Source organism: Vibrio plantisponsor (assembly GCF_013041605.1).
GTDB classification, from domain to species: Bacteria; Pseudomonadota; Gammaproteobacteria; order Enterobacterales; family Vibrionaceae; genus Vibrio; species Vibrio plantisponsor.
On record NZ_JABEQC010000006.1, the window covers coordinates 176,985 to 191,195 of the forward strand.

Genomic DNA, 14,211 nt, shown 5'->3' on the forward strand with positions numbered 1-14,211 from the left:
CGAAATTAAGAGACTGATTTAGCGATAATCAGGTCTGTCTCAGCCTTCACTGGAAGGAAGACGCTGAACACACTGCCCTTACCGACTTCAGATTGGACTCTGATCTCGCCACCAGTTTGGCTGAGCATACTTTGAGATACCGATAATCCTAACCCCGTACCATCACGCTTAGTGGTATAGAAAGGATCAAAGATACGTTTGAGATTTTCTGGCTTAATACCGCATCCTTCGTCTTCAATCGTAATGATAGCTCCACAACAGCGATCTTCTTCAAACCAGTCTTTACTCTGAATCGTCAGTTTGCCTTTACCATTCATGGCATGGATAGCATTCATCTGTAAGTTAACCAGAATCTGCAACAGCAGATGGCGATTGACTTCAACGGACTTACGAGCGTTAAGGTCGACAACAAACTCAATATCTCGCTTTTTGGCGCCGGTTTTAACTAGCGTGATACTTTCTTCAATGATTGGGTTAACGTGCTGCCAGGTAATTTCATCCTGTACACCACCTTGTCGGCTGTATTGAAGCAAACTGCGAGTAATATTTCGGATTCTGTCCACCTGCTCCAAAATCGCCTGAATCTCTTCCTCAATGCGAGCGCCTTCTTCACCTAATTCAAATTGAATAAGCTCCGTGTTACCCAAGATCACCGCGGTTGGGTTATTGATCTCATGGGCTATCCCCGCGGTCAGTTCACCGAGAGCCGCCAGCTTTTCATGCACAATCAGTTTATCCCGCGTGGTATGAAGCAATTCAATATGGTGTTCGAGCTGTTCGGTTTTCTCTCTCAGCTTCGTCGTTCTAGAGTGAACTTTTTCTTCCAGTTCGTTAGCCGCATTCTGAATTTCGTCATTTCGCTGTTGGAGCAGATCAAGCATGTTGTCGAACTGCTTCGCCAGTTGTGCTAGCTCGTGCTTTTCATCTAAGCCAAGCGGACCAATGCGCTGGTTCTTCCCCAATTGAACAAGCTTTACTACGCGATGTATACGCTCAATCGGTCGGAAAAGATCACGTGACCCGCGATAGACAAACAGACTTGATATCGCCAACAGTACTAAGGTAGTCACTGCGATTTCAAAGATGTTGGTAAGGTAAGTTTTAACAAACGGCCACATCAGATAGCCGGTATAAAGCATACCAATCACTTGATTGTTTTGATTGCGAATGGGTTGATAAGCCGTGATATACCAAGCATCGTATACATACGCTCGATCAATCCAGTCTTCACCACGAACAAGGACGGCTTGTTTCACTTCGTTAGAGACTCGGGTACCTATTGCTCGCCCTTCTCTCTCATCGCTATTGAGCGGCACATTGGTACTGACGCGTAAGTCATCTAAGAATAAAGTGACGGTGCCCACTGGTCTTAACTTATTGTGTGTATAGGGATAAACAATATCGCGGATTTCGTCGATTAATCCGCTACTGTTGTTCAGTAACTCACCACCATCAAGAAAGCCAATTGCCTTATTGTTGCTGTCATATACCGTCACTACTGTGCGGCTGACTAAACCTCTACTCTCGACTGCGTCGCCGCTCAATTCTTGAACTTTTGCACGTTGCGCTAGGCTCGGTTCTAGCTTTTGCAGTTCTTCATCACTAAGCACATCAAAAAACGTTTTATTTTGGCTCAGATTATAGTGAGCCTCATTTTCTGGTGAGTTAATGGGGTGGAAAGTCAGGAAATCGAGTTGATAGCGCTGTTTTTGGTTTTTCACCCAAACGTCTACAGAACTTATGGACTGACCGTTCAAACGCACGCGAAACTCATAAGAATCCGTTAGCGCCTGAATCCTATTCATCTGATTCTGTTGTTGGATTGAAATTGATTTATTGGCAACGCCCAGTCTTTCGGCAACGTCAACAAGTGTACTCTGCCATGTGTAATGAAGTGACCAATAGACCGAAATTGCAATCAACGCGAGTAAGGTAAAGCCTATGGGAACGGACGTCAGAATCAAAAGACGATAGCGAACCATGGTCTGAAAGCGGTGCTTCCATTTACGCCACAGCGGAAAATCATTCCACATTTTCAGTACCTTCGCTTTCCCACTCTTTATACTTACGTTCTAACGTTTTTCTTGCGACGCCCAGATCTCTCGCAGCAGCTGATTTATTTCCTTCATGGAAATCAACCAGTTGTTCAATATGCGCACGCTCTACATCTTTAAGTGTCCAAGCATTAGGATAACCCGTTGCCTTATCACGCTTTTTGTTTTCAATGTACTCAGGCACGCCTGCAACATGTGACACCGTCACTGACACATTGGTTGGATGTGCGATACCATTCATCTCACGCCAATAATGGGCAGGCGGTTTACCCAGCAAAATGCAGCGTTCTATAAGGTTTTTCAGTTCTCGGATATTGCCCGGCCAATCATAATCGTTCATCGCACTGACATCTTCATGCGCCCACTTCGGAACAGGCACTGCTAGCTCTTTACACAGTTTTTGCGTAAAAAATGGTACCAACTCTCTTAAGTCGCTTTTACGATCACGTAAAGGTGTGACATCAATTTTGAGCACGTTTAGACGGTAATAGAGATCGCTTCGGAAACGACCATTTTCAACTTCTTTTTGCAGATTTCGGTTTGTCGCTGCAACGATTCGAACATCAACGTTTATCTCTTTCTCAGAACCTACAGGGCGAATGGCTCGTTGCTCTAATACTCTCAACAAAGAAGATTGCATGGTGAGTGGCATCTCTCCAATTTCATCGAGAAACAAAGTGCCACCATTAGCCACTCGGAACAGACCTTCACGGCTTTTCTTCGCTCCAGTAAATGCGCCTGAAGTATGTCCAAACAATTCGCTTTCCAACAACTCAGGAGCAATTGCGCCGCAGTTAACAGGAACAAATGGCCCTTTTCGGCCACTGGCCTCGTGAATACCACGCGCTACCAACTCCTTACCTGTTCCCGATTCACCTTCAATTAAAACCGAAGCTCTTGAAGGGGCAAACTGCAAAATTAGCTGCTTGAGTTGTTTGGTTTTTTCAGACTGGCCAATAATCTGGCTTGTGGTATGGCGCTCAAAGTCATGCTTTAACGCATATTGCATGCGGGCACTTAAGCATTTGTCCATACAGCGTTTAACAGCCTGCATCATCTGTTCTAGGTTAAATGGTTTAAGAATGAAGTCTGAGGCACCGAGTTTTAGCGCTCTGATTGCTGTTTCTAAGTCGGCATAACCGGTCATAAAGATCACTTCGGCTTTATGATACTCGTCGGTGAAGGCTTCTTCCCATTCAATGCCAGATCGGCCAGGTAAATTGATATCGAGAATGATTAAATCGTAATGATTGGCGGTACGCAGTGATTCCGCGTCTTCAATAGAGCTCGCACAATCAACTTTAGAAAACCATTTGCTTAAGGCTTTCTTCAAAATGGCCTGCATACCCATTTCGTCATCGACAACAAGAACCGAAAACGCCTGATATAAAGGAGCTTGCTTTGAATCTATTGTATTGCTCATGAGTTTCTCAACGATAATTCATTAGGACAGAACGACTCACATAACCATACTACTGATGTGCCCATGTTGAGACATTTTGTCCCTACAAATGTGCGCTATCGCCTAATTTTGTAAGATTAATCATGATATTGTCTATTTCCCATACAAAAAGCCTAGCTTTAAATGTGGCATCCAGTTTGCTATGTCTGATCTGCTATAAGTCAGATTCAATTATCGTTAAGACGTAATTTGGCGGTCAATCTAGCTCAGCCCACTATTAAATTAAATTGTAAAATTAAAATGGATTTCATAATGAATAATAAGATTTCTCTTGCTCTTGCAGCAACGTCACTGGTTTTAGTCAGCTATTCCGCATCCAGTGCGGATGATACACAACGTATTCGTTTAGCCACCACCACCAGTACCTACCATTCAGGCTTGTTAGACTACCTATTGCCAGTTTTTGAAAAAGAAGCCGGTTATAAAGTGGATGTCATCGCGACAGGAACCGGTAAAGCGCTAAAAATGGGTGAAAACGGTGATGTTGATTTGGTAATGACACACGCACCTAAAGCAGAAGCAGACTTTGTTGATAAAGGATTCGGTGTGCTGCCTCGCAAACTGATGTACAACGATTTTGTTTTAGTTGGTCCAAACAGCGATCCCGCTAAAATCGCGCAACAGAAAAATGTCCTTGATGCTTTTAGCCATATTGCCAAAGACGGTGTGACATTCATTTCTCGTGGTGACGATTCTGGCACACATAAGAAAGAATTGGGCATCTGGGCTCAGGCTAAAATTGAACCAAACTTTGGTGGTTATAAGTCTGTAGGACAAGGCATGGGGCCAACGCTTAACATGGCTTCTGAGCTGCAAGCTTATACACTGACTGACCGTGGTACGTGGTTGGCCTATCAGAACAAACTTGACCTTAAAATTGTTTTTGAAGGCGATGACAAACTGTTTAACCCATACCAAGTGATTCTTATCAATCCAGAACGGTACCCTGCTACCAATTATCAAGCAGCAAAAGCGTTTAGTGATTGGCTAGTTTCTGAAGAAGGACAACAGAAAATCAACAGTTTTACTCTTAACGGACAACAACTTTTTGTTGCGAACGCAGACAAATAACGGTCGTGTATGAGCCTTTGGCAAACTACCCAAGACGCACTGACATTACTGATTAATTTTGACGCTGAACTCTGGGAGATCGTTGCGGTCTCCTTTAGCGTTTCATTATCAGCTATTTGTGTGGTGTTAATTCCAGCGATGCTTTTTTCGTTTTTGCTTGCTTACAGCAACTTTCGCGGCAAATGGCTTTTGCTGTCAGTGATAAACACACTTCAAGCGGTTCCAACCGTCGTGATCGGCTTGCTTTTGTATATGTTGCTTTCACGATCTGGGCCTTTGGGAAACTGGTCATTACTTTTCACCCAAAAGGCAATGATCTTAGGTCAGATGCTGATTTGCTTCCCTATTCTGGTGTCTATGATGCACGGCACTCTTCAATCCAGTGACCGACGTTCTGTTGAAACCGCTATGACTCTTGGCGCTTCGACACCAAGGATTGCAGTGACCATTATCTGGGAAACACGTTTCCCGTTATTAGCAGCCGTGATCGCAAGCTTTTCCAGAATAGTGACCGAGGTGGGCTGTTCTATGATGGTTGGCGGAAATATTATGGGCTTAACGCGAAACATCCCTACAGCCATTGCTATGGAGAGCCATAAAGGCGCTTTTGCTCAAGGAGTTGCATTAGGAATGGTGCTACTATGCTTAGCACTGGCCTTGAACTTTGCACTTTCCGCAATGCGTGGAAAAGGCTTTTTGAGAACGTAAGGATAAGAATGACAATAACACTTAACGCTCAAAAGTTATCAATGCGCTTTAAAGATCGAGTGCTGTTCCACATCGATCATCTGTCTATTGGGCCAAACGATGCTATTTACCTAAAAGGCGATAATGGTGTCGGAAAAACAACCTTACTTAAAATTTTGGCGGGTTTGCAGAAACCTTCCACTGGAAGTGTTTCAAACTCACTGCCTTGGTGGCGGCGCGTTGTTCATTCGTCCGCCCGTCATCAAGTTATCTATCTGCATCAAACCCCTTACCTGTTTGATGCTACCGTGTATCAAAACGTGCTGTACGGAATTAAATTTTCGGCACTGAGTGCAAAAGAAAAACGCTCTACCGTGATAAATGCGCTGCGAATGGTCGGTTTAGAAACGCTGGCAGATGAACATATCTCGGTTTTATCTGGCGGTGAGAAGCAGCGTGTGGCAATGGCACGCGCTTGGATTCTTAACCCTTCTATTTTGCTCATGGACGAGCCGAGTGCGTCACTTGATCAGGAATCTATCGACAGACTGGTTATAATGGCAAAAGATTTGTTGGCCAGAGGTTCAAGCCTTGTTATCACCAGCCATCAAGCCAACGCACTAACCGCAATATGCAAAAAGCAGTGGTGGATTAATGATTGCACACTGATCGAAACACCATTGCTACACATAGTAAAACCAGAAAAAGAGAGAACCAATGTTACTTCCCTCTCAAACTAGTTGGGTCATTCTTGCCGGTGGGCAAGCGACTCGAATGGGTGGAAATGATAAAGGGCTTATTAAGCTTAATAACAAACCGCTAATTGAGCATGTCATCGAACGATTGCAGCCACAGGCTTCGCAAATTCTGATCAATGCCAATCGTAATCTCGATAAATATAGTCACTATGGAACCGTCATTAGCGACAGTTTCACTGGTTTCCCCGGACCTTTAGGGGGGATTCACAGTGGTTTAGTTAACGCGCAGACAGATTGGGTCGGTTTTGTCCCTTGTGATAGTCCGTTAATTTCCGATGATCTTGTTGAGCGTTTCTGTCACGCTGTCAACGACGAAAGCGATATTATTGTTGCCCACGATGGAGAGCATTCTCAGCCCGTATTTACGCTCTACCATAAACGTGTTTTGCCAAAACTCACTGCATTCTTAGAGCGTGGCGACAGAAAGATAATCTTGCTTTATAACGACTGCCACACTGACTACGTCGACTTCAGTGATTCGCCACAGTGTTTTGTCAATTTAAATACGCCAGATGAACTGGCGCAATTCGGAGCGTTACAAATATGAGTCCTCAACGCCCTTCACTGCCTCTATTAGGTTTCGCCGCATACTCAGGAACAGGCAAAACGACATTACTTGAAGCGCTCATCCCGAAATTAACGAATGCAGGGCTGCGCTTAGGTGTTTTAAAGCATGCTCATCATGACTTTGATGTCGATATTCCAGGCAAAGACAGCTATCGATTGCGCAAAGCTGGTGCAAGCCAAATGCTCATCGCATCGCGTAATCGTCATGTAATGATGACGGAAACTCCAGATGCAGAAGCAGAATTCAATTATCTGCTTAGTCGTTTTGACTGCGAAAAACTAGACATAATCTTGGTCGAAGGTTGTAAAAACATTGCCTTCCCTAAAGTTGAGTTACACAGAAACGAACTCAATAAACCGTGGTTGTATCCAAACGATAAAAACATCATTGCGATTGCTGCAGACGAAGTAGTTGAAAGCGAACTCCCGCAGCTCAACATCAACGATTTAGATGCTATCGCGCAGTTTGTTGTCGATTACGCAAAATGTTTTGGCACAGAAAAGCCAGCCTCGGGTAGCTGTGATACCTTGTCTCCTGCTTTTTTATCGGTAGAACAAGGACGACAAGCGATACTCGAACGCGTTCAGACGCTGACGGATATTGAGACTACTGAGTTGCCGAACGCATATAACCGAGTATTGGCGAGAGACATTACGTCACCAGTGAATGTGCCGAGCTACAGAAACTCTGCTATGGATGGTTTTGCTATACGTAGCGATGACTTAAATCGTGAACACTATCAAGTTGTCGCAGAGATAATGGCTGGTGACAGCTACGCTAACGTTGTTGAACATGGTCAGGCAGTGAAAATCATGACCGGTGCTGCGCTTCCGGAAGGCGCTGACACTGTCATCATGCGTGAACAAGCAAGCGTAACTGGCGAAACAGTAACTTTTGGCAGTGCAACAATCAAAGCAGGTCAGAATGTCCGCCAAGCGGGCGAAGATTTATCCATTGGCCAGAATGTTTTTTCCATCGGTCAGCGTTTATCTTCACCTGAAATAGGCATGTTGGCGTCATTAGGGATGAATCATGCTCCGGTTTATCGAAAATTAAAAGTTGCTATTTTTTCTACAGGCAACGAGGTTCAGGCTCCTGGTACACCTGCCAGTGAGTCACATATCTTTGATTCTAATCGATACACACTCATGGGGCTGTTAGCCCATTTAGGCTGTGAGACCATTGACCTTGGAATCATCGAAGATGATGAGCAATCCATGGTGAATGCTTTGAACAACGCTTCTCAATCGGCAGACGTTGTTTTGACCTCTGGTGGTGTATCGGTTGGTGATGCCGATTTCATTAAGTCTGCACTAGAGTCTTTAGGCACAATAGAATTCTGGCGCATCAACATGCGTCCCGGCCGCCCTCTCGCGTTTGGCAAAATTAACAACACACCTATCTTTGGTTTGCCGGGTAACCCAGTTGCCGTTATGGTCTCGTTCATTAATTTTGTTGAGCCAGCACTGCGTAAAATGCAAGGTGAAGTAAACTGGAATCCATTGAAAGTTCCTGCGGTCGCAACAGAAGATCTCCGTTCTCGCCAAGGGCGAACTGAGTTTACTCGTGGCATATACAGCTTTAATGAACGTGGACAGCTGATAGTAAAATCGACAGGGAAACAAGGTTCAGGGATTTTACGCTCGATGAGTGAAGCCAACTGCTTAATTGAAATATCTCCGGCAGTAGACACAGTTAAAGTCGGCGAAAGCGTGACAATTATCCCACTTCAAGGCAGAATCTAGCGCTTAGAATTTGCTGCAAACGAGAGAAGCTATGGCTCGCACAATTATTTATACCTACAAAGATGAAGAGAAGACGCTGACTTTCTCTTACCAACAGCACAGAAATATCCACGAAGCTGTTGCTGAAGCAGAAGGCATAGACATTACAGACTTTCTGAAAATGGAGCAGCAGCTAGAACTTATTTCTGACTCTAAAGCAGTTCGCAACTATCGCGACAACCATTTCAAAAAGCTAGGTTTTGGTGTCATCACGTTGAAACCAAAAGAAAACTTAGGTGTGGGTAAGAAACCAAAACCTCAAGTTAAGTAATTAGAAGTAAAAAAGAAGGGCTTGAATAATCAAGCCCTTCTTCGTTTTTATTCTCTACTGCATTACTTGATATTCAAGAATGCTGCACCACGTACACCGCCTGAATCACCGTGTTTTGCTTTGATGATTTTCGGACATTTAGCAACAGAAAGTAGATGCTTAGAAATGCGTTTAGGCACTTCTTGGTAAATCAACTCAAAGTTTGATAAACCGCCACCAAGAACCACAACATGTGGATCATGTGCAGTGAAGATGTTGCCAAAGCAGATTGCTAACAGTTCCATGAACAAATCAACATGTTTTACTGCTTTCTCTTCACCTTCGTTATAAGCGTTGATGATGTCGATAGCTTTCTTTTTCTCGCCATTGTTGTGAGCATAAATCAGCTCAAAACCACGTCCTGAAAGATAGTTATCCATACAGCCTTTATTGCCACAGCCACATTCTAGAAGTGGTGCTTTATCACCGCCTAGATGGAACCAAGCATCAATAGGAAGACGCATATGACCGATTTCACCCGCTACGTGGTTCCGACCGGAAAATACCTTACCGTTATAGATAAGACCGCCGCCGAATCCAGTACCTAGGATCAAACCTAGCACTGATGGTTCGTCTTTTAGCTCATCATCCCATGCTTCGGAAAGAGCGAAACAGTTCGCATCGTTTTCAATTTTTACACTGCGACCAATCTTAGCTTCTAGATCGGCACGTAGTGGTTTACCTTTTGCAGATGGAACGTTTACTGTCAGCACAGTTGCATCGTCAGCATCTTCCATACCCGGTAAACCTAAACCAATCGTGCCTTCTACACCAAATTCAGCATCATACTTAGCGACAAGACCAGCAATGGTTTCAACAAGCTGTTGGTAATCTTCAGTTGGTGTCGGAACACGTTCAGTTGCCACACGTTCAAGTTTCTCGTTGAACGCACCAAATTCAATCTTAGTGCCACCGACATCAAAGCCGTAATACATGCAAACCTCTCCTACTCTATCCCGGTAATAGGGAAATCATTAAAATCGACTCACTCACCAATTGCATCATCTGTTATCTGATTTCAATTCAAGGTATCTATCTGATATCTGCACAATTAATTCGCGATTAAAAAATATTGGCTTATTATCCATAACCGACCCTATGCAATCCGTGACCAAACACTTATTTATCCGGCTACAAGTGCTGATTGCGCAAATGTGAAGCAGTATTGAGTGCTGAGTCTCAATCTAAATTTTGCTTAAACAGCAAATAATCTCTCAGTGCGGTTTTTTCTTCTTTCGGTTTAATTCTTGTTTTACCTAACAGATAGCTTTCTTTGAACGTTTCAAACCATAAACGTAAAGTTTCTGCGCCAAGACGCTCACCAAACTTGTCCAGTACGAGACTGGCCACTTCAGCGGTGGCTAGATGCTGTTCATTGTCCGACTTTCTCATCACATATTGTGAAAGTACCTGCGGTTCGATGGAGATCAATGGCAAGTCAGCGAGATAAGGAGATTTTCGAACGATTCGCTTTGCTTCGCGCCAGCTGCCATCGACAAAAATAAGCAGTGGCTTTTTGCCAGAAGCTATACTCTCAACCTGATGCATGACTCTTGAATGTTCTTCTTCTGTTTCCGCAGGAAAAACGAGCACCGGAAAATAAGCAGGATCTTGTAAAAGATCTAACATCTGAGAATCAGGATCCGTGCGACTCCACTGATAGACATAAGTTTCTTTCACTGTATCGGCAATAAGTCTGCCCGTGTTACTTGGCTTAAAGACTTCCTGCTGAGAAACAATAAGTAAAACCGCAACTTGCGTTTCAATGTCAGGCTGATGTTGACACAAACAATGCGTCAAACCGACATTACAATAAGCGCAACGTTGAATTTTACAACCGCGAGCAAGAAAAGGTTTTGTTGATCGTTCGAGCCGATATTGGTACAAACGATGGAAAGCATGGATTCTCATATTTTGTAGAAGTACTGAAACGTTCGAAGTACTGAATACTTAAAGTGACTAAAAGTGGCGCAGAGTTTAACTGCTGTTACTTGAGTTCTCCAGCGCAATTTGAACTGGGGACGATGATTGGATTACATAAGCATAGTAAAACTGTAAATGGGTATCACACGGAGGTGGATATGTCCTACCAACCAGAAACCATCAGGCTAGCGTTTTTTGTTCTTGTGCTATTGATTTGTGCATTTTGGGAGTCAAATGCACCTCGTAAACACCTCTCTCAGAGCAAGTCGATCCGTTGGATAAATAACTTAGGTCTAGTCGGGTTAAACAGTGTGTTGATCGCTCTGTTAATGCCGATTGTCGCGATTTCAGCGGCAAGTTGGGCAGAAGCTCACTCGTTTGGTCTTATGAACTGGCTAAATGTCTCTCCGACCTGGGCGCTTATCTTATCTGTTATGCTACTTGATGGCGTGATTTATTGGCAGCACATCATGTTCCACAGCATCCCTTTTCTATGGCGACTCCATCGCATGCATCATGCTGATCAGGATATTGACGTGACGACTGGTGCACGATTCCACCCTATCGAAATATTGATTTCCATGTGGATCAAAATCGGAGCCGTCACCTTAATCGGTGCGCCAGTTTGGGCTGTGGTTACGTTTGAAATTGTGCTCAACGCCAGCGCTATGTTCAATCACAGCAACGCGAGACTGCCGTTAAAACTGGATTCATGGCTACGCAAACTGATCGTGACACCGGATATGCATCGAGTTCACCACTCGGTAATTGAGCGAGAAACCCACTCCAATTTTGGCTTTTTCTTATCTATCTGGGATCGCTTGTTTGGTACTTACATCGCGCAGCCTTATTTGGGGCATGATGAAATGAGAATTGGCTTACCGATGTTCAAGCGCTCTAGAGAACAATGGTTGGATAAGATGCTTACCCAACCCTTTAGAGAGAAGTAAAGAAGGACGAGTTGTTTAGCTCAGAGCATATTTATCAAGCATCGCTTTCTGTTGTCCTGCGATGTTTGCCACTTGTTGTGAGCTATCAACCATAGACTCTATCTGCTGCTTTGTTTGTGTTGCCTGATCTGAAATCTGTACGATTGAACGGCTAACATCCGCGGTCGCACGCTCTTGCTCTTCAGTAGCAACTGAAATCTGCTCTATTCTCGCTCTGATATGGTTAACAGCACTTTCGATATCGGCAAAGGTCAGTTTTACTTCTTCGCTTGATTGAAGCGCCGACACCATTTCATTTCTCGAATCTATCACTGCTTGACGCGATTTAGCTGCAGAAGCTTCAAGCTGACTCATCATGTCGCGAATACTACCGGTTTGCTGTGTTGTATCTTTTGCCAGTTTGCGTACTTCATCTGCAACTACAGCAAAACCACGACCGTGATCGCCTGCTCGTGCGGCTTCGATGGCCGCGTTTAATGCCAGCAAGTTTGTACTTTCTGCAATTCCGGTAATGAGGTCAACCAACTCACTAATTCGTGAAACGCTGGTGTCTAATTCAGACATCGCAGATTCATTGGTATTCAGAGAATCTTCTAATGCTTCCAATCTGTAACGATTCTGCTCCACGGCTTTAACGCCTTGGGAAGAATGCTCTGCCGCTGTGACAGAATCTGTATAGGAATCATTGGTAACCCCTGCGATTTCTCGAATAGAGGCTTCTAGTTGGTTGATGGTTGTTACCATACTTAACAGAGCTTCGTTCTGGATGGTTAATCCTTGATTCGAATGCTCCGCCGCATCGTGACTAAACTGCGCTGTCTGATAGAGCGATTCACAGTTGGAAGTGACTGTTGTCAGTGACTCGTTGGTAGATTGGATAACCTGATTGAGCTTGCCTGAAATATCATGAAATTCCATAGGCCCTACCAACTGAGCGGTGTGGCTGAAATCGTGCTCTGTCATATACGTAAGATGATTTGTAATGTTACGCATCCCTTTGTTTACCCAAACACGCAAGCCAAGCCAAGAGAGCACAACGATAGCAACCAATACTCCACCGCCGATAAGTAACGCCATCGTAATTTCGCTGATGGTATTTTGCACTTCCGTTTCTTTGGTTTGAATGATGCTGGTTGTGATGTCTGACAGTTCTGAAAGCTGTGCTGCAACAGTATCCGCCATCAAAGCCGCTTGAGTAAAATCCGCGTTTTGCGTTTGTGCCGTTTCCAAACGAACCATGATTTGATCCAAAATGCCGCCAGATTTGAACCCATCGAGAACCATTTGGTAAGGAGCTGTCAGGCTAGCAAACTCTTTGACGTCAGGATGCCACTCTTTGAAATCATCAAACGCCAGCTCTAAACCAGAAATACGAGTTTTCAGCTCTTTATACTCTTTTTGCGCCAGTTCCATGTCTTCTTGAACCATAAAAAGAAGGAAGGTGCTTTCCATCACTCCAGAAGCGGCGACAAAGCGGTTTGCTGCATCCATTGACTCTGGATTATCAATCGCTAAGAAAGACGCAATACGGTTCATTTCAGGCCCAATTGAACTTAAACCATATCGGAACCCTGTGGCTTGTTCGGCAATCTTTGCTGTTTGCTCAAGCTGAGTTTGCTGTGACTGTATAATTGCTGCGGAATATTCAGAAAACTTCTCAATATTATTTGTCAGTTGCTGTTGAACCGTTGGGTCAATTAACGCTCCGAATTCCTGAGTAATTCCTTTCATCTCTTCCAAGCGGAGATCTGCATTTTGAACCAACGTTACTAATTCAGAGCGGATATTATTCAGTTCATCGACTGTTTTTGCTCGGGTGCTATAACCAATATATTTTGCTTGCTCAAGAATGTTTTGTGTTAGCGCTGCATTATTGTTTGATAGCGGTAATGCTCGCTCTGATAAGTGGCTAAATTGATAGCCGATTTTGTCTATACCACGAACACTGGTGACAGAAAGCGCTATGACAAGTATGGTTATGGTGATAAAAATAACGGAAAGTGTTTGAATAAGTGAAAACGTTATTCGGTGCTTGGCAGAATTATTCATTTCAAAGGTAGTCCAGTACCAGTTCAAATATAACGAACGGTATATTAGGTAATTTTTATGACACATTTATTTCATAAACCAATAATTAGACGCCCTATGTATTGGGTTTTTATGGTTTCTTTGGTTACTGGGTGTGCTCAGAATCAGAGTTCGAAATATTCAACAACTCAAGATAACGTTCTGTTGGGGTCAAATAGTGCAATAGAAAAAGTGACCGAGCGAGAAGCGTCATTTTTTAGCGTCTATAACCAGTGGCAAGGTGTGCCGTACCGTTTGGGTGGGAATAACAAGAATGGAATTGATTGTTCGGCCTTTGTGCAAATAGCCTATCGTGATGCCTGGCAGCTTCCTTTGCCAAGAACGACTAAGTCTCAAAGTAAAATTGGTGAGAGCGTTAAGTATGATGCTGCTAAATACGGTGATTTAGTCTTCTTTAAAACCTCAAAAACAACGAATCATGTTGGCGTTTATCTGGGGAATCTTAGATTTATGCATGCATCCACATCACAAGGGGTCATCATATCTCGTCTTGATAACCCCTATTGGGCATCCAAATTTTGGCAATTCAGAAGAGTAGACAGCTTGACTGATTGAC

At 43.8% G+C, this 14,211-nt stretch carries 13 protein-coding genes; 8 read left to right on the forward strand and 5 right to left on the reverse strand.

Annotated features, from left to right (window positions below):
• Positions 1–5: 5 nt before the first annotated feature.
• The gene (locus HKI82_RS10475; RefSeq protein WP_171137941.1) at positions 6–2,033 is read right to left on the reverse strand and encodes a sensor histidine kinase; all 2,028 of its coding nucleotides are present in this window, start codon (positions 2,031–2,033) and stop codon (positions 6–8) included.
• On the reverse strand, positions 2,023–3,477 hold the full coding sequence (locus tag HKI82_RS10480; RefSeq protein ID WP_171137942.1) for a sigma-54-dependent transcriptional regulator: 1,455 nt from the start codon (positions 3,475–3,477) through the stop codon (positions 2,023–2,025). The genes HKI82_RS10475 and HKI82_RS10480 overlap by 11 nt, the downstream gene beginning before the upstream one ends.
• A 291-nt stretch (positions 3,478–3,768) precedes the next feature.
• On the opposite strand from HKI82_RS10480, the gene HKI82_RS10485 reads away from it, so the two are divergent.
• The 6 genes from HKI82_RS10485 to HKI82_RS10510 are packed head-to-tail and all read left to right on the forward strand — an operon-like array spanning position 3,769 to position 8,655.
• A complete protein-coding gene (locus HKI82_RS10485; protein WP_261881140.1) occupies positions 3,769–4,587 on the forward strand; it encodes an ABC transporter substrate-binding protein in 819 nt (272 codons plus the stop codon).
• A 9-nt stretch (positions 4,588–4,596) separates the two neighbouring features.
• A complete protein-coding gene (locus HKI82_RS10490) occupies positions 4,597–5,295 on the forward strand; it encodes an ABC transporter permease (protein WP_171137944.1) in 699 nt (232 codons plus the stop codon).
• 8 nt (positions 5,296–5,303) lie between these two features.
• A complete protein-coding gene (locus HKI82_RS10495; protein ID WP_171137945.1) occupies positions 5,304–6,014 on the forward strand; it encodes an energy-coupling factor ABC transporter ATP-binding protein in 711 nt (236 codons plus the stop codon).
• Entirely contained in the window at positions 5,992–6,579 is a 588-nt protein-coding gene (gene mobA / locus HKI82_RS10500) for a molybdenum cofactor guanylyltransferase MobA (protein WP_102942018.1), read from the forward strand. Before HKI82_RS10495 ends, mobA begins: the two co-directional genes overlap by 23 nt.
• Complete coding sequence (locus HKI82_RS10505) at positions 6,576–8,345, forward strand: bifunctional molybdopterin-guanine dinucleotide biosynthesis adaptor protein MobB/molybdopterin molybdotransferase MoeA (protein WP_171137946.1); 1,770 nt, start codon at positions 6,576–6,578, stop codon at positions 8,343–8,345. The genes mobA and HKI82_RS10505 overlap by 4 nt, the downstream gene beginning before the upstream one ends.
• A 31-nt stretch (positions 8,346–8,376) precedes the next feature.
• A complete protein-coding gene (locus HKI82_RS10510) occupies positions 8,377–8,655 on the forward strand; it encodes a DUF2960 domain-containing protein (protein WP_171137947.1) in 279 nt (92 codons plus the stop codon).
• Positions 8,656–8,717: 62 nt separating this feature from the next.
• On the opposite strand, the gene nagK is transcribed toward HKI82_RS10510, so the two are convergent.
• Positions 8,718–9,629 carry an N-acetylglucosamine kinase gene (gene nagK, locus HKI82_RS10515; protein ID WP_042482296.1) on the reverse strand — a complete coding sequence of 304 codons (912 nt, stop codon included), beginning with the start codon at positions 9,627–9,629 and terminating at the stop codon, positions 8,718–8,720.
• A gap of 244 nt (positions 9,630–9,873) precedes the next feature.
• Positions 9,874–10,605 carry a tRNA-uridine aminocarboxypropyltransferase gene (locus tag HKI82_RS10520; RefSeq protein WP_171137948.1) on the reverse strand — a complete coding sequence of 244 codons (732 nt, stop codon included), beginning with the start codon at positions 10,603–10,605 and terminating at the stop codon, positions 9,874–9,876.
• A gap of 170 nt (positions 10,606–10,775) precedes the next feature.
• On the opposite strand from HKI82_RS10520, the gene HKI82_RS10525 reads away from it, so the two are divergent.
• Positions 10,776–11,567, forward strand: coding sequence for a sterol desaturase family protein (locus tag HKI82_RS10525; protein WP_171137949.1), 792 nt, complete (start codon positions 10,776–10,778; stop codon positions 11,565–11,567).
• Between the two features lie 15 nt (positions 11,568–11,582).
• Here HKI82_RS10525 and HKI82_RS10530 read toward each other — a convergent pair whose 3' ends face one another.
• Positions 11,583–13,616 carry a methyl-accepting chemotaxis protein gene (locus tag HKI82_RS10530; RefSeq protein WP_171137950.1) on the reverse strand — a complete coding sequence of 678 codons (2,034 nt, stop codon included), beginning with the start codon at positions 13,614–13,616 and terminating at the stop codon, positions 11,583–11,585.
• Between the two features lie 57 nt (positions 13,617–13,673).
• Here HKI82_RS10530 and HKI82_RS10535 point away from each other — a divergent pair, with 57 nt between their 5' ends.
• Positions 13,674–14,210 (forward strand): NlpC/P60 family protein, encoded by a 537-nt coding sequence (locus tag HKI82_RS10535; RefSeq protein ID WP_240956696.1) that lies wholly within the window; start codon positions 13,674–13,676, stop codon positions 14,208–14,210.
• Position 14,211: the final 1 nt, after the last annotated feature.

Bases quoted from the DNA above. Each gene is read 5' to 3' on its own strand.
- HKI82_RS10475 (WP_171137941.1), bottom strand. From the start codon at position 2,033: ATGTGGAATGATTTTCCGCTGTGGCGTAAATGGAAGCACCGCTTTCAG.
- HKI82_RS10480 (WP_171137942.1), bottom strand. From the start codon at position 3,477: ATGAGCAATACAATAGATTCAAAGCAAGCTCCTTTATATCAGGCGTTT.
- HKI82_RS10485 (WP_261881140.1), top strand. From the start codon at position 3,769: ATGAATAATAAGATTTCTCTTGCTCTTGCAGCAACGTCACTGGTTTTA.
- HKI82_RS10490 (WP_171137944.1), top strand. From the start codon at position 4,597: ATGAGCCTTTGGCAAACTACCCAAGACGCACTGACATTACTGATTAAT.
- HKI82_RS10495 (WP_171137945.1), top strand. From the start codon at position 5,304: ATGACAATAACACTTAACGCTCAAAAGTTATCAATGCGCTTTAAAGAT.
- mobA (WP_102942018.1), top strand. From the start codon at position 5,992: ATGTTACTTCCCTCTCAAACTAGTTGGGTCATTCTTGCCGGTGGGCAA.
- HKI82_RS10505 (WP_171137946.1), top strand. From the start codon at position 6,576: ATGAGTCCTCAACGCCCTTCACTGCCTCTATTAGGTTTCGCCGCATAC.
- HKI82_RS10510 (WP_171137947.1), top strand. From the start codon at position 8,377: ATGGCTCGCACAATTATTTATACCTACAAAGATGAAGAGAAGACGCTG.
- nagK (WP_042482296.1), bottom strand. From the start codon at position 9,629: ATGTATTACGGCTTTGATGTCGGTGGCACTAAGATTGAATTTGGTGCG.
- HKI82_RS10520 (WP_171137948.1), bottom strand. From the start codon at position 10,605: ATGAGAATCCATGCTTTCCATCGTTTGTACCAATATCGGCTCGAACGA.
- HKI82_RS10525 (WP_171137949.1), top strand. From the start codon at position 10,776: ATGTCCTACCAACCAGAAACCATCAGGCTAGCGTTTTTTGTTCTTGTG.
- HKI82_RS10530 (WP_171137950.1), bottom strand. From the start codon at position 13,616: ATGAATAATTCTGCCAAGCACCGAATAACGTTTTCACTTATTCAAACA.
- HKI82_RS10535 (WP_240956696.1), top strand. From the start codon at position 13,674: ATGACACATTTATTTCATAAACCAATAATTAGACGCCCTATGTATTGG.